Genomic DNA, 16587 nt, shown 5'->3' with positions numbered 1-16587 from the left:
ATCGTGGGCTACGAGATGGCCCGCTCGGCCTGCTCTGCGTACATCTTGGCGATCACGGCCTCGATGTCCGGCTCCCGCACCGACAGATCCACCAACGGATACTCCGCCGCGATCGCCGCCACCAGCACCGCTGCCGACTCGGCCGCCGGGAACGCCAGCCACTGCCGCGGCCCCTCCACCTTCACCACCCGCGCGGGCGGCGCCTCGATCGGCGGCAGCTCCCGCTCCAGGTCGACGACCAGTGTGCGCTCGCTCTCCCCCACCTCGTGCAGCCCGGCGAGCGGACCGTCGTACATCAGCCGCCCGTGGTCGATGACCATCACCCGTGAACACAACTGCTCGATGTCCTGGAGATCGTGCGTGGTCAGCAGCACCGTCGTGCCGCGCTCCACGTTCAACTCCCGCAGGAAGTCCCGGACCTTCGCCTTCGAGATCACGTCGAGCCCGATCGTCGGCTCGTCCAGGTACACCACCTCGGGATCGTGCAGCAGCGCCGCCGCGATGTCGCCGCGCATCCGCTGCCCGAGGGAGAGCTGACGCACCGGGACGTCCAACAGCGCGCCCAGGTCGAGCAGTTCGACGAGCCGGTCGAGGTTCTCGCGGTAACGACCGTCCGGGATGCGGTACATGCGGTGCATCAGCTTGTACGAGTCGATCAGCGGCAGGTCCCACCACAGCGTCGTACGCTGCCCGAACACCACCCCGATCCGGTGCGCGAGCCGCATCCGCTCGCGGGACGGGTCGATGCCGGCGACCCGGAGCCGGCCCTCGCTCGGGGTCAGGATGCCGGTCAGCATCTTGATCGTCGTCGACTTGCCGGCGCCGTTCGGCCCGATGTAGCCCACCATCTCGCCGCGCGCCACGCGGAAGGAGATCGAGTCGACGGCCCGTACCTGCCGCCGCTCCCGCTTGAGGAAACCGGTCTTCTTGCGTACCTCGAAGACCTTCTCGACGCCGTCGAGTTCGATGAACGCGTCCGCCCCGCCGTCCACGGCACTCACACCATTCATGTCGTCCATGCCATCCACCGCTGCCCCTAACTCCCCGTGCTCCGATACGACCGCAGCCCGGCCCGCCACGCCAGTCCGGCCAGCGCACAGCACACCGCCGCCACCAGCGGCGACGCGAAGGCCGTCCAGGAAGGCAGGTCGAGCGGATACGGGCGCTCCAGCACATAGGAGGCCGGCACCCAGTTGACGAAGGCGAGCGGCAGCACGAACGTCACCCCGCGCACGAAGTCCTTCCCGAACACCGTCGGCGGGTACTGCAACAGCGTGGTGCCGCCGTACGTGAACGCGTTCTGCACCTCGGCGGCGTCCTGCGCCAGGAACTGGAAGGCCGCGCCCGCCACGAACACGGCGCAGAAGATCACCCCGCCGCAGACCAGCATCACCGGCACCAACAGCACCTTCGCCGCCGTCCAGTCCACGTCGACGGCCAGCAGCCCCCAGCCCAGCACCAGCGCGCCCTGGGTGATCCGGCCGAGGCGACGCACCGCGAAGTGGTCCGCGGCGACCTGGGCCAGCACCGGGACGGGCCGCACGAGCAGCGTGTCGAACGAGCCGTCGCGCATCCGGCCGCCGAGGACGTCCATCGAGCCGAAGGTCAGGTCGGCGATCCCGAACGCCGTCGCGGACAGCCCGTACAGGAAGGCGACCTCGGGCAGCGACCAGCCGCCCAGCGAGTCGACCTGCGAGAACATCAGCAGGATCGCCACGAAGTCCAGACCGGTCACCAGCAGGTTGCCGAAGACCGTGACGACGAACGAGGCGCGGTAGGTCATCGCGGACCGGATCCACATCCCGGCGATCAGCCGGTAGGCCCGCAGCCCCTCACCGGCCCGGGACACCCCGGTGACCCCGGAGATCTCACCCACCCTGCACCACCACCCGCCGCGTCGCCGCCGACTGCACCAGCCGCCCGGCCGCCAGCAGCACCACCGCCCACGCCGCCTGGAAGGCGTACGCGCGCAGCGGGTCGGTCTCCCCCATCAGCACGTCCGCCGGCATCTGGATCTGCGCCGCCCAGGGCAGCACCCGCACGATCTCGCCGAGGACGCCCGGGAAGGCGTTCAGGGGCAGCACCATGCCCGAGAAGAAGACCCCCGTGATCATCAGGGCCTGATTGACGCCCATGCCGTCCATCAGCCAGAACACGCTCAGAGCCGCCAGATAGCGGATCGCGAAGCTGACGAGCGTCGCGAGCAGGAGGGTGACCGCGAACGCCGCCCAAAGGGTGACGTCCGCCGGCAGCGCCATCGGGAAGAAGAGCGCGCCGAACGCGAACGGGATCACTCCCCGCCCCAGCATCTGGAACAGCGCCCGCCCCACGTCCCCGGCCAGCCACCACAACTGGAGATCGGCCGGCCGGTACAGGTCGACGGCGATCTCACCGGTGCGGATGCGCTGCATCAGATCCTTCTCGGCGCCGCCGCCCTGGATGGCCAGCGTGGCGTACAGGCACTGACCCAGCCACACGTAGGTGACGGCCTGGGTCTGGTCGTAGCCGCCGAGATGCGGTTTCTCGTCCCACAGCGCCAGATAGGTGTAAACGAGGATCACGCCGAAGACCGTGTTGGTGAACACCCCGGCCGCCGTCGCCGCCCGATAGGTCGCGTACCTTCTGAACCCGCCCACCGCGACGGCTAAGTACAACCGCCCCGATCCCACATCCACAGCCCTCCTCGCCCGCGCCCGGCACCGAAGCGCAGGAGCCTAGTGCGCGCGCGGCAGGCGCTGCCAGCCAATTTCCGGGCTCCGCCAGGCGGGAGAGTCTGCTCACTTTCCGCAGACACGCGCCGGTTTCCGGGAACGGAACGCCCGATGCGAGAGTCTTCAGCAATGGGGGCGCATTAGGCGTACGAGGCGTACGGGAACGTACGACGCGAAACAGGAGTCCGTGCACGAGATGAGTGACGAGCCGCAGCCGCAGCCGCAGGGACAGGCCCAGCAGCCGAACGAGAAGCCCGGGCGGCCGAAGAGGACGGGCTGGCGGCGGATCATCCCGACCTGGCGGATGGTGCTCGGCACCTTCGTCATCGGCACACTGCTGCTGTTCGGGCTGTTCTTCCTGGGCTACTCCCTGGTCAAGATCCCGCCGGCGAACGCGCTCGCGACCAAGCAGGCCAACGTGTACATGTACGCGGACGGCTCGGTGATCGCCCGCGACGGCCAGGTCAACCGGGAGAACGTCACCCTGGCGCAGATGTCCAAGGACGCCCAGCACGCGATCCTGGCCGCCGAGGACCGCGACTTCTACACCGAGTCCGCCATCGACCCCAAGGCGATGCTGCGCGCCGGCTGGAACACGGCGACCGGCAAGGGCAAGCAGTCCGGCTCCACGATCACCCAGCAGTACGTGAAGAACTACTACCTGCGTCAGGAGCAGACCGTCACCCGCAAGGTGAAGGAGTTCTTCATCTCGATCAAGCTGGACCGCGAGAAGACCAAGAGCGAGATCCTCGAGGGCTACCTCAACACCAGCTTCTTCGGCCGCAACGCCTACGGCATCCAGGCCGCCGCCCAGGCCTACTACGGCATGGACGCCAAGGGCCTCGACCCGGGCCGCGCCGCCTATCTGGCCGCGCTGGTCAACGCGCCCAGCGAGTACGACGTCGTCGCCCACCCGGAGAACAAGTCCGCGGCCCTGGCCCGCTGGAACTACGTCCTGGACGGCATGGTCACCAAGGGCTGGCTCGACGAGTCCGAGCGAACGGGCATCAAGTTCCCGATGCCGAAGGAGGCGACGGCCTCCACCAACCTGTCCGGGCAGCGCGGTTACATCGTGCAGATCGTCAAGGACTATCTGACCCAGAACAAGATCGTCAGCGCGGAGGAGCTGGAGGCCGGCGGCTACCGCGTCACCACCACCCTTCAGAAGAAGCGGCAGGACGCCTTCGTCGACGCCGTCAACGACAAGCTGATGTCGAAGCTGGACAAGAAGAACAACAAGGTCGACACATACGTCCGCGCGGGCGGCGCCTCCGTCGACCCGAAGACCGGCAAGGTCGTCGCGATGTACAACGGCATCGACTACGTCAAGCAGTACACCCCGAACGCCACCCGCCGGGACTTCCAGGTCGGCTCCACCTTCAAGCCGTTCGTGTTCACCTCGGCCGTGGAGAACGACTCGACGACGCAGGACGGCCGCCCGATCACCCCGAACACGATCTACGACGGCACCAACAAGCGCCCGGTGCAGGGCTGGACGGGCGGCTACGACCCCGCGAACGAGGACGACGTCTCCTACGGCGACATCAGCGTCCGCGAGGCCACCGACAAGTCCGTCAACTCGGTGTACGCGCAGATGGCCGTCGACGTGGGCCCCGACAAGGTGAAGGACACCGCGGTCGAACTGGGCCTGCCCGCGGGCACCCCCGACCTCCAGCCGTACCCGTCGATCGCGCTCGGCACCGCCACCGCCAGCGTCCTCGACATGGCGGAGGCCTACGCCACACTCGCCAACCACGGCAAGCACGGCACGTACACCATGATCGAGAAGGTCACCAAGGACGGCGCCGACGTCATCGAGCTGCCGGAGCGCAAGACCTCCCAGGTCATCAGCCGCGAGGCCGCCGACACCACGACGTCCGTCCTGCAGAGCGTCGTCGACAACGGCACCGCCACCGCGGCGCAGGCCGCCGGTCGTCCGGCGGCGGGCAAGACCGGTACGGCCGAGGAGGACACCGCGGCCTGGTTCGCCGGGTACACCCCCGACCTCGCCACCGTCGTCTCCGTCATGGGCCAGGACCCGGTCACGGCCAAGCACAAGTCGCTGTACGGCGCGATGGGCCTGGCCCGCATCAACGGCGGCGGGGCGCCCACCGAGATCTGGGCCCAGTACACCGAGGCCGCGCTGAAGGGGAAGCCGGTCAGCGACTTCGACCTGGAGCTCCAGGAGGGCTCCGACGTGCCCCAGTACCCGACGACCGACCCCACCCGGGGCGACGAGGGCACCGGTGGCCAGGACGACGGCGGCACCACCGGGGAGCCGACCACGGGCGGCCAGGACACCGAGGGCCAGACCGGCGGTGAGACGCCGGGTGAGACGGACGGCGGCACAACGGGCGACACGACCGGCGGCACCACCGACGGCGGCACCACGGACGGCGGCACGACCGGCGGGACCGACACCGGAGGCACCACCGACGGCGGCACCACGGACGGCGGCACCACGGGCGGGACCGACACCGGAGGCACCACCGACGGCGGCACCACGGACGGTGGCACCTCCACCGGCGGAGGCGACACCGGCGGAGGCGGAGGGACGTCCGGGAACACCGGCGGCCCCGATCAGTGACCGCTGGTCGCCTTGAGCCCCACCACGGCGACCAGCAGCAGACAGACGAAGAAGATCCGCGCGGCGGTGACCGGCTCCCCCAGCACCACCATGCCCACCACCGCCGCGCCGGCCGCCCCGATGCCCACCCAGACGCCATAGGCGGTACCGATGGGCAGGGACTTCGCGGCGTACGACAGCAGCACCATGCTGGCGACGATGCCGGCGCCGGTGAACAGGCTGGGGACGAGCCGGGTGAAACCGTCGGTGTACTTCATGCCGATCGACCAGCCGACCTCGAGCAGACCGGCGACGACGAGCAGGACCCAGGCCATGAGACGCACCTTTCGCAAGGACGGAAACCATTCGGTGCGTCGTCTTTGCGTTCACCCGGTACGGCGCGTCTCGTCGGGATCCCTTCAAAGATAGCAAAAGGACAACGAAAAGGGCTGGTGGCAAAAGCCACCAGCCCTTTGGAGCCGTTGAATCAGAGGTACAGCCCCGTCGAGTCCTCCGACCCCTCGAACCGGTCCGCGGCCACGGCATGCAGATCACGCTCGCGCATCAGCACGTACGCGACCCCGCGCACCTCGACCTCGGCACGGTCCTCCGGGTCGTACAGGACCCGGTCGCCGGGCTCCACGGTCCGTACGTTCTGCCCCACCGCGACGACCTCGGCCCAGGCCAGCCGACGGCCGACGGCCGCGGTGGCGGGGATCAGGATGCCGCCCCCGGAACGCCGCTCGCCCTCGCTGGTGTCCTGCCGCACGAGCACCCGGTCGTGCAGCATCCGGATGGGCAGCTTGTCGTCGTGGGTGCTGTGCTCGTTTCTGTTGGCGCTCACGCCATTGAACCTACCTGCCTTTGCCGCCTGCGCACGCCGCCGGGTCCGCCGCCGCTCAGCCCCTGCGGCGCCGGGTACCGAGGGCCAGCAGGCCCACGAGACCGACGGCGACGAGGGCGACGGGCACGATCCGCTCCAGCCGGGGCGCGCCCTCCTCGTCGGTGAACTTGGCCCGCACATCGCTCATGGCCCGGTTGACCTCGACGTAGGCCCGCCCGAGCGAGTGATCGATGTTCGAGACGACCTTGGCCTTGGCGTCTCCGACGATCGTCTTCGGGTGCACCCGCACCCCGATCTCGTCGAGCGTCTCGGCCAGCACAGCGCGGCGGGCCTTGATGTCCGCCTCGATCTGCGCCGGTGTTCTGGTGTCCGACGTGTCCGCCACCGTACGGCCTCCGAAGTGAAGCTGATGCTGTTTCCGGACAGTCTGTCAGTTCCACGCCGGACCGCACTGTCAGGCTCCCCGGTTACGCTGGTTCGATGAGCGAGCGACTCCAGCCGGGGGACGTGGCCCCCGCCTTCACCCTGCCCGACGCCGACGGCAACGACGTGTCCCTGTCGGACCACAAGGGCCGCAAGGTCATCGTCTACTTCTACCCGGCCGCCCTGACGCCCGGCTGCACCAAGCAGGCCTGCGACTTCACGGACAACCTGGAGCTGCTGGCCGGCGCCGGCTACGACGTCATCGGTGTCTCCCCCGACAAGCCGGAGAAGCTCGCCAAGTTCCGCGAGCAGGAGTCCCTGAAGATCACGCTGCTGGCCGACCCGGAGAAGACGGTCACCGAGTCCTACGGCGCCTACGGCGAGAAGAAGAACTACGGCAAGACCTACATGGGCGTCATCCGCTCCACGATCGTCGTGGACGAGGAGGGCAAGGTCGAGCGGGCCCTGTACAACGTGCGGGCGACGGGACACGTGGCGAAGATCATCAAGGACTTGGGTATCTGAACGAAACCCAGAGGTCAGGGGCCAGGTCAGGCCGCCCGGGCACTGGCCTGCGCTCCTCTTTCCAAACTCCCGCCGCCAAATCCTCCGCAACACGCCTCCAGAAAAGAACCGCGCCCCTGTTGGCGTCCTGAAAGGCGATCTCCCAACGCCCCGGGTGCAGGGCGACGACGTCCCGAACGGCCTGCAGCCCGATTCCCGTACGCCGGATTCCGCGCACGACGAAGAAGCTGTTCAGCACCCGTGCGGGCCCGGTGAGACCCCGCACGAACGCAAATCCGGCAGCACTCTCGCCCCTGCAGACGAGGTACGGCGCCCAGTCGGCGGAGCCACTGAAGGCAGCCTCCAGCCGCTCACTGCGGAACGTCCCGTCCGGGTTGGGCAGGTGCCCGCCGAACTCCGACATGTCGTGCCTGAACATCAGCCAGAGCCGTTCAACGGCGGGACGGTCGGCGGGAGCGGCTGGACGGACCGTGAGGTCGCCGGGTGGAGTACGCCTGCTGGGCTGCGCTGAGTGAATGGTCATGAAAAAAGCCTCCCGGGGCGCTCGATTGCCCGAGCCCGGAAGGCTTGCCTGGTGATCCACACCATATCAGCCCTGCCGTGACCGTCCGATGAGCGGTTCGTTGCTCCGCGCGAGCCATGAACATGCGACTCAAGCGGGGCATGCGCGAACTGAGCGTCGCGGAGCGCTGGGCTCTGTGCTCGATCGAACCGGTAGGGCTCAGCGAGCCGCTCCCTCTGCGGAACAACCGAATTCGGAAACCTGAGGTACTGCTGCGCCCCAACTGCCGCTCGACAACAGGCAGTTACCGAGGGCGCGGCAAGCGGGCCGAGCACGAGGTCCCGACCGCGCACTTCCTGGGGCAGGCCCACAGCGGCACACATCGGACAACGACCAAGCGGACCGGAGCGCACCTCCCGGTACGATGGCAGGCAACGCGCGGCGGTGGTGCAACGGTTGACACAGCAGGTTTAGGTCCTGTGGCCCTGATAGGGCTTGAGGGTTCGAATCCCTTCCGCCGCACATGAACGGCCTGCGCATCGAAGGATCGATGCGCAGGCCGTTTCCGTGTGGGCCTCAGCCCAACAACTCCCGAACCACCGGAACCAGCGCCCGGAACGCCTTCCCCCGGTGGCTGATCGCGTTCTTCTCCTCGGGGCTCAGCTCGGCGCAGGTCCGGGTCTCGCCGTCCGGCTGGAGGATCGGGTCGTAGCCGAAGCCGTGGGTGCCGACCGGCGTCTGGCGCAGGACGCCCCGCAACTGCCCCTCGACCACCCGCTCCGTGCCGTCCGGCAGGGCGAGTGCCGCCGCGCAGGCGAAGTGGGCGCCGCGGTGGGCTTCGTCGATGTCGCCCAGCTGGGCGAGGAGCAGCTCCAGGTTGGCCCTGTCGTCGCCGTGCCGGCCTGCCCAGCGGGCCGAGAAGATGCCGGGGGCGCCGTTCAGGACGTCGACGCACAGGCCCGAGTCGTCGGCGACCGCCGGCAAGCCGGTGGCCTGTGCCAGGGCGTGGGCCTTCAGCAGGGCGTTCTCGGCGAAGGTGACGCCGGTTTCCTTGACGTCGGGGATCTCCGGGTAGGCGTCCGCGCCGACGAGGTCGTGGGGCAGGCCTGCGTCGGCGAGGATCGCCCTGAGCTCGGTGATCTTTCCGGCGTTACGGGTGGCGAGGATGAGGCGGGTCATGGGGACCAGTATCCCGGGAGCGCCATGCTCGTTGACGCCCCCTTGGCCGCGCCCCGTCAGGGGCGCGGGGCTGTGACATGTGCGGCTCCGCCGCGTGGGCGCGACCAGCCACACTGAACCCGCAGCCACTCACCGGCAGAACCCGGCAGACGAGATGCGCCGCCCAGCCAGCGCAGCGTTACGGCGTGCAGACCTTCGTCAGCTCGCCCGCCGCGTCGGTGACCGGGGTGATGTCCGGGGTCTCGTCGCCGTTCCTGACGGAGTCGCGGACGTTGGTGACGGCCTGCTGGAGGTCGTCCACCGCCTTGTTGACGTCGGCGTTGTCCGTCTTGTCGCCGATCTTGTCGAGGTTCTTGTCGATGGAGGTCAGCGACTCCTCGAGCTGCGTCGGGTCGTTCGCGGCGCTCTCCACGGCCTGCTGGAGTTCCGTCACGCTGTCGGCGATGGCGTCGGCGGTGCTGACGCAGTCCAGCGCCTTGTTGACGGCATCGCAGCCGGTGGTCAGCCCGGCCGTCAGCCCGACTGCCGCAATGGCTGCGGCGGCTATGGTGATTCGGCGGCGTCGGCTCGTGGCCATGCTTGACGTTCCCTCCCTGCTCAGGCCTCGCAGGCCCCCGTTGTGCATTGGCCGGGCGCACAGCGGTGTGCCGTACGCCCGTACCCCTAGTGACGCCAGGAATCGCAGCACGGTTGCCCGAAGCCGCAACTGCTCTTGGTGCGCCCTTTACTTTTCGAGGACCGCATCAAGGGCCTTGCGCTGCAGGTCCGCCAGCTCCCCGCAGCCCGAAACCGCCAGGTCGAGCAGGGAGTTGAGCTCTTCCCGGGCGAAGGGCTCGGCCTCGGCGGTGCCCTGGACCTCGACGAAGCGGCCGTCGCCGGTGCAGACGACGTTCATGTCGGTGTCGGCCTTCACGTCCTCTTCGTAGCGCAGGTCGAGGAGCGGCACGCCGGCGACGATGCCGACCGAGACGGCGCTGACGGTGCCGGTGAGCGGCTTGCGGCCGGGCTTGATCAGCTTCTTGCCCTGGGCCCAGGCGATGGCGTCGGCGAGGGCGACGTAGGCGCCGGTGATGGCGGCGGTGCGGGTGCCGCCGTCGGCCTGGAGGACGTCGCAGTCGAGGACGATCGTGTTCTCGCCGAGGGCCTTGTAGTCGATGACCGCGCGCAGGGAGCGGCCGATGAGGCGGCTGATCTCGTGCGTACGGCCGCCGATCTTGCCCCGGACGGATTCGCGGTCGCCACGGGTGTTGGTGGCGCGGGGCAGCATGGCGTACTCCGCGGTGACCCAGCCCTCGCCGCTGCCCTTGCGCCAGCGCGGGACGCCTTCGGTGAAGGAGGCGGTGCACAGGACCTTCGTGTCGCCGAAGGAGACGAGGACGGAGCCCTCTGCGTGCTTGCTCCAGGCGCGTTCGATGGTGACCGGGCGGAGCTGTTCGGGGGTGCGGCCGTCGATTCGAGGCAGTGAGGACATGGCGTCGAGCCTAGCCCGAGTTGCGGAAGGGCCCCTCCCGTGGTGGGAAGGGGCCCTCAGGGGTGAAGCGGAGGGTCCGTCAGGGGCCGAAGCCCGGGACGATGCCCGCGCTTCACATCATGTCTTCGATCTCCGCCGCGATCGGGTCGGCGTCGGTGCCGATGACGACCTGGATGGCGGTGCCCATCTTCACGACGCCGTGGGCGCCGGCGGCCTTCAGGGCGGTCTCGTTCACCAGCGAGGGGTCGCTGACCTCGGTGCGGAGCCGGGTGATGCAGCCCTCGATCTCCTCGATGTTCTCGATGCCACCGAGCCCGGCGACGATCTTCTCAGCCTTGCTGGCCATGTTCCTTCTCCCTGATCCGAACCGCTTTGTCGCAGTAACCCACAGTTGGCCCATCTTTGCGAGCGGTCATGCCGTACGTGCCGAAGGATGACGTTCACGACAGCGGAACCGTCCGACAACTGGTCTACACCACCTTACCGAGGGGCGTCCATGAGTGCCGACAGCTCCGCCATCAGCCCGGCGCGCGCCCGCTGGAACACCGCGTTCCAGGGCCTGCAGAAGATGGGCCGCAGCCTTCAGCTCCCGATCGCCGTTCTGCCCGCCGCCGGTATCCTCAACCGGCTCGGACAGCCGGATGTGTTCGGCGACGAGGGGCTCGGCTGGGACAACGTCTCGAAGGTGATGGACGGCGCGGGCAGCGCGCTGCTCGACGGTTCGCTCGGTCTGCCGCTGCTGTTCTGCGTGGGCGTGGCCATCGGCATGGCGAAGAAGGCCGACGGCTCGACGGCGCTGGCGGCGGTCGTGGGTTTCCTCGTCTACTACACCGTGCTGCGCGAGTTCCCGGAGGACTGCCCGGGGGGCTCGACGGCGGTCCCGAACGTGGGCTGCCAGGTGGAGGACGGGACGGTGACCGTCTTCGAGTACCAGAACCCCGGCGTCTTCGGCGGCATCGTCATCGGCCTGCTGGCCGCGTTCTTCTGGGCCCGCTATCACCGTACGAAGCTGGTGGACTGGCTCGGCTTCTTCAACGGGCGGCGTCTCGTCCCGATCATCATGGCGTTCGTGGCGATCGTGTTCGCGGTGCTGTGCCTGTGGGTCTGGCCGCCGATCGGTGACGCGCTGGAGAGCTTCAGCGACTGGATGAGCGACCTGGGCTCGTGGGGCGCGGGAGTGTTCGGCATCGCGAACCGCGCACTGCTGGTGGTGGGCCTGCACCAGTTCCTCAACGTGCCCATCTGGTTCCAGTTCGGGACCTACACCACGCCCGACGGCGAGGTCGTGCACGGCGACATCAACATGTTCCTCGCGGGCGACCCGGACGCCGGTCAGTTCACCTCGGGCTTCTTCCCGATCATGATGTTCGCCCTGCCGGCCGCGGCCCTGGCCATGGCCCACTGCGCCAAGCCGAGCCGCCGCAAGGAGGTCGGCGGTCTGATGACGTCGGTGGCCCTGACGTCGTTCGTCACCGGCATCACGGAACCGATCGAGTACTCGTTCCTCTTCATCGCGCCCCTGCTGTACGCGGTGCACGCGTTGCTGACGGGTGTGTCGATGGCGGTGACCTGGGCGCTGGGGGTCCATGACGGGTTCAGCTTCTCGGCCGGGCTGATCGACTACATCATCAACTGGAATCTGGCCACGAGACCCTGGGCGATCATTCCCATCGGTCTGTGTTTCGCCGTCGTCTATTACGCGATCTTCCGGTTCGCGATCACGAAGTTTGATCTCAAGACGCCGGGTAGGGAGCCGGACGAGGAGGTCGAGGACGCGACGAAGGCGTAGCCGGTTCGCCGGGGGCGGCGTAGCCGATTCGTCACAGAAATCGCGGGTTCCTTATCCGCCCTTCACCGTGCTACAACAGGTCTACACCACTAAGTGGTGTAGACCATGCGGCGTTTCCGCATGGCGATGAGACGCCGCCGTCCCCAGCCTTTTTCCCCGGGCGGCGCCATGCCCTCTGGAGGAAGTTGTGACCACGGCCAGCGCCGCTCCCGCGGCCGACAAGAAGAAGGGCGCCGGCGCGATGGCTGTCCTGCAGCGCATCGGCCGCAGCCTGATGCTGCCGGTGGCTGTGCTGCCCGCCGCCGCACTGCTGGTCCGCTTCGGCAACGCCGATATGCTCGGCGACCCGGAGTACCCCGCCTTCCTGACGAAGATCGCGGGCTTCATGACCGCCGGCGGCAACGCCATCCTCGACAACATGGCCCTGCTCTTCGCGGTGGGCATCGCGATCGGCTTCGCGAAGAAGTCGGACGGCTCGACCGCGCTCGCGGCGGTCGTCGGCTACCTGGTCTTCAAGAACGTGCTGGGCACGTTCACCGACGGCAGCCTGCCCAAGAAGGAAGCCATAGTCGACGGCAAGATCGTCATGGTCGAGCAGGCGGTGGACGCCAAGGTCCTCGGCGGCGTGGTCATGGGCATCGTCGTCGCCCTCCTCTACCAGCGCTTCTACCGCACCAAGCTGCCCGACTGGGCGGGCTTCTTCGGCGGCCGTCGCCTGGTGCCGATCCTCTCCGCCTTCGCGGGTCTGCTGATCGGCATCGTCTTCGGCTACATCTGGCCCGTCCTCGGCACCGGTCTGCACAACTTCGGTGAGTGGCTGGTCGGTTCGGGCGCGGTCGGCGCCGGCATCTTCGGTGTCGCCAACCGTGCGCTGATCCCGATCGGCATGCACCACCTGCTGAACTCCTTCCCCTGGTTCCAGGCGGGCGAGTACGAGGGCAAGAGCGGCGACATCGCCCGCTTCCTGGCCGGCGACCCGACGGCCGGACAGTTCATGACCGGCTTCTTCCCGATCATGATGTTCGCCCTGCCTGCCGCCTGTCTGGCGATCGTGCACTGCGCCCGCCCCGAGCGCCGCAAGGTCGTCGGCGGCATGATGTTCTCCCTCGCGCTGACCTCGTTCGTCACGGGCGTGACCGAGCCCATCGAGTTCACCTTCATGTTCATCGCGCCGGTCCTGTACGCGATCCACGCGGTGCTGACGGGTGTCTCCATGGCGCTGACCTGGGCACTCGGCATGAAGGACGGCTTCGGCTTCTCGGCCGGCGCGGTCGACTTCTTCCTGAACCTCGGCATCGCCACCAACCCGTGGGGCCTGGCCCTGGTGGGTCTGTGCTTCGCCGCGGTCTACTACGTGGTCTTCCGCTTCGCGATCACGAAGTTCAACCTGCCGACGCCGGGCCGCGAGTCCGACGAGGAGCTCGCCGAACTCCAGAAGGCCGAGGCGAAGTAGCCGGTCGGCCTGGTAGCGACGACAAAGGCCCCGGAACCGATGAGGTTCCGGGGCCTTCGGGCGCATACGGACCTGAACCCCGTACGGGCCGGTGCCCGACCGGGCTAGATCTCGTACGTCTGCCTGGGCGCCGCGAGCGCCACCGGACCGTCGTAGACCTCACGCGCGTCGGCCAGGTTGACCTGGGGGTCGGTCCACGGCGGGATGTGGGTGAGAACCAGGCGGCGGGCGCCCGCGCGGGCTGCCGACTCACCCGCCTCGCGGCCGTTGAGGTGCAGGTCGGGGATGTTCTCCTTGCCGTGCGTGAAGGCGGCCTCGCACAGGAACAGGTCGGCGTCGCGGGCCAGTTCGTCCAGGGTCGCGCTGACGCCGGTGTCGCCGGAGTAGGTCAGTGTCCTTCCACCGTGTTCGATCCGGATGCCGTACGCCTCGACGGGGTGGGCCACGCGTTCCGTGTGCACCGTGAACGGGCCGATGTCGAAGGTGGACGGCTTGACCGTGTGGAAGTCGAAGACCTCGCTCATGGACGAGGCGGTGGGGGTGTCGGCGTAGGCGGTGGTCAGCCGGTGCTCCGTGCCCTCGGGTCCGTAGACCGGGAGCGGGTCGCAGCGACCGCCGTCGTGCCGGTAGTAGCGCGCCACGAAGTACGCGCACATGTCGATGCAGTGGTCGGCGTGCAGATGGCTGAGGAAGATCGCGTCGAGGTCGTAGAGACCGCAGTGGCGCTGCAGCTCGCCCAGGGCGCCGTTGCCCATGTCGAGAAGCAGCCGGAAGCCGTCGGCCTCGACGAGGTAGCTCGAGCAGGCCGATTCCGCGGACGGGAACGACCCCGAGCTGCCGACGACGGTGAGCTTCATGAAACAGAAACCTCCGCTGGCGGAAAATGAGAAGATCGAGAAGTTTGGCATCGGGGGTCGTGCGGTTTGTCGAGCGTAAGGCGCAAAACCTTTGGTCGCTCCTCCGCCAAGGGCTGTTGTGGGCGAACTCACCTGTGGTGTCACGCGTTCGGCTGGATGCGGGGCGTATGAGGCGGAAGTGACGGCGCGCGGAGTGGGCGCGCGCCGGTACCTTCGTGCCCATGGACACGTCCTGGTGGCTCGCCCTCGCGGCGGTGGTACTGCTCGCGCTCATCGCCACGCTCGTGGACGGATGGGGGCGGGGAAGACGGCCCGAGGGGCGGCGCACCCGGCCGCCGGCGCGGCCCGGGGGACGTACCCGGGGGCGCAGCACCGCTCGTCCCGAGCCCGCGGAGATCTGGTGGGCGAACGTGCCCTACGAGGACGGGCCGGGCGCGAAGGACCGGCCCTGTCTGGTGCTCGCGGTGCGCGGGAAGCGGGTCACGGTCGCGAAGATCACCAGTAAGTACCGGGACGAGCGGCACGGCGTCATTCCGCTGCCGCCGGGCTCGGTCGGGGACACCCGTGGGCGGGCGAGCTTCCTGGAGACGGGCGAGCTGCGGGACGTCCCGGTGTCGGACTTCCGGCGGCGGGTGGGGGTGATGGACCCGGTCGTCTGGGACCAGGTCCGTCACCTCGCCACATAGGGCGCCGTCACTCGCCCCGTCAGGGCCTCGCGGACCCCGAGCCGGCCGATCGTGCCGACCGGCTCACGCCCAGAGCTGCCCCTGGAGCGTCTCGATGGCCTCTTCGGTCGTCGCCGCGGTGTAGACGCCGGTCGAGAGGTACTTCCAGCCGCCGTCGGCGACGACGAACACGATGTCCGCGCTCTCGCCGGCCTTCAGCGCCTTGTTGCCCACGCCGATCGCCGCGTGCAGGGCGGCTCCGGTGGAGACGCCCGCGAAGATGCCCTCCTGCTGGAGCAGCTCGCGGGTGCGGGTGACCGCGTCGGCCGAGCCGACCGAGAAGCGGGTGGTCAGGACGGAGGCGTCGTACAGCTCGGGTACGAAGCCCTCGTCGAGGTTGCGCAGGCCGTAGACGAGATCGTCGTAGCGGGGTTCCGCGGCGACGATCTTCACGCCCGGCTTGTGCTCGCGCAGATAGCGGCCGACGCCCATCAGGGTGCCCGTGGTGCCGAGGCCGGCGACGAAGTGGGTGACCGAGGGGAGGTCGGCGAGGATCTCCGGGCCGGTCGTGGCGTAGTGGGCGCCCGCGTTGTCGGGGTTGCCGTACTGGTAGAGCATCACCCAGTCGGGGTGCTCTGCGGACAGCTCCTTGGCGACCCGTACGGCGGTGTTGGAGCCCCCCGCGGCGGGGCTGGAGATGATCTCCGCGCCCCACATGGCGAGCAGGTCCCGGCGCTCCTGCGAGGTGTTCTCGGGCATCACGCACACGATCCGGTAGCCCTTGAGCTTCGCCGCCATCGCCAGGGAGATGCCGGTGTTGCCGCTGGTCGGCTCCAGGATCGTGCAGCCCGGGGTGAGACGGCCGTCCTTCTCCGCCTGCTCGATCATGTGCAGAGCGGGGCGGTCCTTGACCGAGCCGGTGGGGTTGCGGTCCTCCAGCTTGGCCCAGATGCGGACGTCCTCGGACGGCGACAGCCGCGGCAGGCGCACCAGAGGGGTGTTGCCCACCGCGGCGAGCGCGGAGTCGTAGCGCATGTGGATCAGGCCATACCGCCGGCCACGGCCGGCAGGATCGTGACGTTGTCGCCGTCGGCGACCTTGGTGTTGATGCCGTCGAGGAAGCGGACGTCCTCGTCGTTCAGGTAGACGTTGACGAAGCGGCGCAGCTGGCCGTCGTCGACGATGCGGGCGTGGATGCCCGCGTGCCGGGTCTCGAGGTCGGTGAACAGCTCGGCGAGGGTGTCACCACTGCCCTCCACCGCCTTCTGACCGTCGGTGTAGGTACGGAGGATGGTGGGGATGCGGACCTCGATGGCCATGGCTCAGGGCTCCTGTCGGGAGTAGTCAGTCGGGCGCGCGGCAGCGCAAGTACAGCGGGGGTGGTGCGTGTGAGGCGCCGCGGCTCACGGCCGTACGGCGGCAGGGGCAGCGTCAACAGATGGCGCTGGCGAGCCTGCACAGGTCGACGTGCAGCCGCGCCACGAGCAGCATGCCCGGCGTCTTCTCGCTCACGTCGTGAAAAACCATGGGGTCATCGTATCGATTCCCGGTCCGGCTTTTGGAATGTGATCCCACATCGCGGACGCTTTACGGCCGGGGAGT

At 68.8% G+C, this 16587-nt stretch carries 20 protein-coding genes, 1 tRNA gene and 1 riboswitch; of the genes, 6 read left to right on the top strand and 15 right to left on the bottom strand.

Going from position 1 to position 16587, the window contains the following annotated elements; all coding sequences use genetic code 11:
* Window positions 1-8 precede the first annotated feature (8 nt).
* From OHT51_RS26335 to OHT51_RS26325, 3 genes are all read right to left on the bottom strand, one after another.
* Window positions 9-1019 carry an ABC transporter ATP-binding protein gene (locus OHT51_RS26335; RefSeq protein WP_328881379.1) on the bottom strand — a complete coding sequence of 337 codons (1011 nt, stop codon included), beginning with the start codon at window positions 1017-1019 and terminating at the stop codon, window positions 9-11.
* A 17-nt stretch (window positions 1020-1036) separates the two neighbouring features.
* A complete protein-coding gene (locus OHT51_RS26330) occupies window positions 1037-1801 on the bottom strand; it encodes an ABC transporter permease (RefSeq protein WP_328884443.1) in 765 nt (254 codons plus the stop codon).
* A 67-nt stretch (window positions 1802-1868) separates the two neighbouring features.
* The gene (locus OHT51_RS26325; protein WP_328884442.1) at window positions 1869-2669 is read right to left on the bottom strand and encodes an ABC transporter permease; all 801 of its coding nucleotides are present in this window, start codon (window positions 2667-2669) and stop codon (window positions 1869-1871) included.
* A gap of 238 nt (window positions 2670-2907) precedes the next feature.
* Here OHT51_RS26325 and OHT51_RS26320 point away from each other — a divergent pair, with 238 nt between their 5' ends.
* Entirely contained in the window at window positions 2908-5298 is a 2391-nt protein-coding gene (locus tag OHT51_RS26320; RefSeq protein ID WP_328881378.1) for a transglycosylase domain-containing protein, read from the top strand.
* Here the strand turns inward: OHT51_RS26320 and sugE are convergent.
* From sugE to OHT51_RS26305, 3 genes are all read right to left on the bottom strand, one after another.
* The gene (gene sugE / locus OHT51_RS26315; RefSeq protein ID WP_328427388.1) at window positions 5292-5612 is read right to left on the bottom strand and encodes a quaternary ammonium compound efflux SMR transporter SugE; all 321 of its coding nucleotides are present in this window, start codon (window positions 5610-5612) and stop codon (window positions 5292-5294) included. The two genes, OHT51_RS26320 and sugE, sit on opposite strands and share 7 nt — an antisense overlap.
* A 33-nt stretch (window positions 5613-5645) precedes the next feature.
* Window positions 5646-5708: riboswitch (guanidine-III (ykkC-III) riboswitch) on the bottom strand.
* Between the two features lie 56 nt (window positions 5709-5764).
* On the bottom strand, window positions 5765-6121 hold the full coding sequence (locus tag OHT51_RS26310; protein WP_328881377.1) for a GroES family chaperonin: 357 nt from the start codon (window positions 6119-6121) through the stop codon (window positions 5765-5767).
* Between the two features lie 55 nt (window positions 6122-6176).
* Complete coding sequence (locus OHT51_RS26305) at window positions 6177-6506, bottom strand: DUF3618 domain-containing protein (protein ID WP_328881376.1); 330 nt, start codon at window positions 6504-6506, stop codon at window positions 6177-6179.
* A 95-nt stretch (window positions 6507-6601) separates the two neighbouring features.
* On the opposite strand from OHT51_RS26305, the gene bcp reads away from it, so the two are divergent.
* Window positions 6602-7069 (top strand): thioredoxin-dependent thiol peroxidase, encoded by a 468-nt coding sequence (gene bcp / locus OHT51_RS26300; protein WP_328881375.1) that lies wholly within the window; start codon window positions 6602-6604, stop codon window positions 7067-7069.
* Here the strand turns inward: bcp and OHT51_RS26295 are convergent.
* Window positions 7050-7592, bottom strand: a complete 543-nt coding sequence (locus OHT51_RS26295; protein WP_328881374.1) for a GNAT family N-acetyltransferase — start codon at window positions 7590-7592, stop codon at window positions 7050-7052. The two genes, bcp and OHT51_RS26295, sit on opposite strands and share 20 nt — an antisense overlap.
* Before the next feature lie 417 nt (window positions 7593-8009).
* Here OHT51_RS26295 and OHT51_RS26290 point away from each other — a divergent pair.
* A tRNA-Leu gene (locus OHT51_RS26290) sits at window positions 8010-8093 on the top strand.
* A 54-nt stretch (window positions 8094-8147) separates the two neighbouring features.
* On the opposite strand, the gene rdgB is transcribed toward OHT51_RS26290, so the two are convergent.
* From rdgB to OHT51_RS26270, 4 genes are all read right to left on the bottom strand, one after another.
* Window positions 8148-8750, bottom strand: a complete 603-nt coding sequence (gene rdgB, locus OHT51_RS26285) for an RdgB/HAM1 family non-canonical purine NTP pyrophosphatase (RefSeq protein ID WP_328881373.1) — start codon at window positions 8748-8750, stop codon at window positions 8148-8150.
* Between the two features lie 178 nt (window positions 8751-8928).
* Window positions 8929-9327: a hypothetical protein gene (locus tag OHT51_RS26280; RefSeq protein WP_328881372.1), complete on the bottom strand. Its 399-nt coding sequence runs from the start codon at window positions 9325-9327 to the stop codon at window positions 8929-8931.
* Window positions 9328-9474: 147 nt separating this feature from the next.
* Complete coding sequence (rph, locus tag OHT51_RS26275; RefSeq protein WP_328884441.1) at window positions 9475-10212, bottom strand: ribonuclease PH; 738 nt, start codon at window positions 10210-10212, stop codon at window positions 9475-9477.
* A 121-nt stretch (window positions 10213-10333) separates the two neighbouring features.
* Complete coding sequence (locus tag OHT51_RS26270; protein ID WP_328881371.1) at window positions 10334-10567, bottom strand: PTS glucose/sucrose transporter subunit IIB; 234 nt, start codon at window positions 10565-10567, stop codon at window positions 10334-10336.
* 150 nt (window positions 10568-10717) lie between these two features.
* On the opposite strand from OHT51_RS26270, the gene OHT51_RS26265 reads away from it, so the two are divergent.
* Together OHT51_RS26265 and OHT51_RS26260 are read left to right on the top strand one after the other, a co-directional pair.
* Complete coding sequence (locus OHT51_RS26265) at window positions 10718-12010, top strand: PTS transporter subunit EIIC (protein ID WP_328881370.1); 1293 nt, start codon at window positions 10718-10720, stop codon at window positions 12008-12010.
* Between the two features lie 187 nt (window positions 12011-12197).
* Window positions 12198-13463: a PTS transporter subunit EIIC gene (locus tag OHT51_RS26260; RefSeq protein WP_328881369.1), complete on the top strand. Its 1266-nt coding sequence runs from the start codon at window positions 12198-12200 to the stop codon at window positions 13461-13463.
* A gap of 104 nt (window positions 13464-13567) precedes the next feature.
* Here OHT51_RS26260 and OHT51_RS26255 read toward each other — a convergent pair whose 3' ends face one another.
* The gene (locus OHT51_RS26255; protein WP_328881368.1) at window positions 13568-14320 is read right to left on the bottom strand and encodes an MBL fold metallo-hydrolase; all 753 of its coding nucleotides are present in this window, start codon (window positions 14318-14320) and stop codon (window positions 13568-13570) included.
* Between the two features lie 221 nt (window positions 14321-14541).
* Here OHT51_RS26255 and OHT51_RS26250 point away from each other — a divergent pair, with 221 nt between their 5' ends.
* Window positions 14542-15006, top strand: a complete 465-nt coding sequence (locus OHT51_RS26250) for a type II toxin-antitoxin system PemK/MazF family toxin (RefSeq protein ID WP_328881367.1) — start codon at window positions 14542-14544, stop codon at window positions 15004-15006.
* Window positions 15007-15069: 63 nt separating this feature from the next.
* On the opposite strand, the gene OHT51_RS26245 is transcribed toward OHT51_RS26250, so the two are convergent.
* From OHT51_RS26245 to OHT51_RS26235, 3 genes are all read right to left on the bottom strand, one after another.
* Window positions 15070-16020 (bottom strand): PLP-dependent cysteine synthase family protein, encoded by a 951-nt coding sequence (locus OHT51_RS26245; protein WP_328881366.1) that lies wholly within the window; start codon window positions 16018-16020, stop codon window positions 15070-15072.
* 5 nt (window positions 16021-16025) lie between these two features.
* Window positions 16026-16304, bottom strand: a complete 279-nt coding sequence (locus tag OHT51_RS26240) for a MoaD/ThiS family protein (protein ID WP_328881365.1) — start codon at window positions 16302-16304, stop codon at window positions 16026-16028.
* Window positions 16305-16416: 112 nt separating this feature from the next.
* On the bottom strand, window positions 16417-16512 hold the full coding sequence (locus OHT51_RS26235) for a putative leader peptide (RefSeq protein WP_316959376.1): 96 nt from the start codon (window positions 16510-16512) through the stop codon (window positions 16417-16419).
* Window positions 16513-16587 lie beyond the last annotated feature (75 nt).

It is taken from the genome of Streptomyces sp. NBC_00299 (genome assembly GCF_036173045.1).
GTDB lineage: Bacteria > Actinomycetota > Actinomycetes > Streptomycetales > Streptomycetaceae > Streptomyces > Streptomyces machairae.
This window is presented reverse-complemented; position numbering and strand designations above follow the sequence as displayed.

What these genes read in the sequence shown, in the direction of transcription:
- OHT51_RS26335 (WP_328881379.1), bottom strand. Translation starts at nt 1,019, where the DNA reads ATGGACGACATGAATGGTGTGAGTGCCGTGGACGGCGGGGCGGACGCG.
- OHT51_RS26330 (WP_328884443.1), bottom strand. Translation starts at nt 1,801, where the DNA reads ATGTGGATCCGGTCCGCGATGACCTACCGCGCCTCGTTCGTCGTCACG.
- OHT51_RS26320 (WP_328881378.1), top strand. Translation starts at nt 2,908, where the DNA reads ATGAGTGACGAGCCGCAGCCGCAGCCGCAGGGACAGGCCCAGCAGCCG.
- sugE (WP_328427388.1), bottom strand. Translation starts at nt 5,612, where the DNA reads ATGGCCTGGGTCCTGCTCGTCGTCGCCGGTCTGCTCGAGGTCGGCTGG.
- bcp (WP_328881375.1), top strand. Translation starts at nt 6,602, where the DNA reads ATGAGCGAGCGACTCCAGCCGGGGGACGTGGCCCCCGCCTTCACCCTG.
- OHT51_RS26295 (WP_328881374.1), bottom strand. Translation starts at nt 7,592, where the DNA reads ATGACCATTCACTCAGCGCAGCCCAGCAGGCGTACTCCACCCGGCGAC.
- rdgB (WP_328881373.1), bottom strand. Translation starts at nt 8,750, where the DNA reads ATGACCCGCCTCATCCTCGCCACCCGTAACGCCGGAAAGATCACCGAG.
- OHT51_RS26280 (WP_328881372.1), bottom strand. Translation starts at nt 9,327, where the DNA reads ATGGCCACGAGCCGACGCCGCCGAATCACCATAGCCGCCGCAGCCATT.
- OHT51_RS26270 (WP_328881371.1), bottom strand. Translation starts at nt 10,567, where the DNA reads ATGGCCAGCAAGGCTGAGAAGATCGTCGCCGGGCTCGGTGGCATCGAG.
- OHT51_RS26265 (WP_328881370.1), top strand. Translation starts at nt 10,718, where the DNA reads ATGAGTGCCGACAGCTCCGCCATCAGCCCGGCGCGCGCCCGCTGGAAC.
- OHT51_RS26255 (WP_328881368.1), bottom strand. Translation starts at nt 14,320, where the DNA reads ATGAAGCTCACCGTCGTCGGCAGCTCGGGGTCGTTCCCGTCCGCGGAA.
- OHT51_RS26250 (WP_328881367.1), top strand. Translation starts at nt 14,542, where the DNA reads ATGGACACGTCCTGGTGGCTCGCCCTCGCGGCGGTGGTACTGCTCGCG.
- OHT51_RS26245 (WP_328881366.1), bottom strand. Translation starts at nt 16,020, where the DNA reads ATGCGCTACGACTCCGCGCTCGCCGCGGTGGGCAACACCCCTCTGGTG.
- OHT51_RS26240 (WP_328881365.1), bottom strand. Translation starts at nt 16,304, where the DNA reads ATGGCCATCGAGGTCCGCATCCCCACCATCCTCCGTACCTACACCGAC.
- OHT51_RS26235 (WP_316959376.1), bottom strand. Translation starts at nt 16,512, where the DNA reads ATGGTTTTTCACGACGTGAGCGAGAAGACGCCGGGCATGCTGCTCGTG.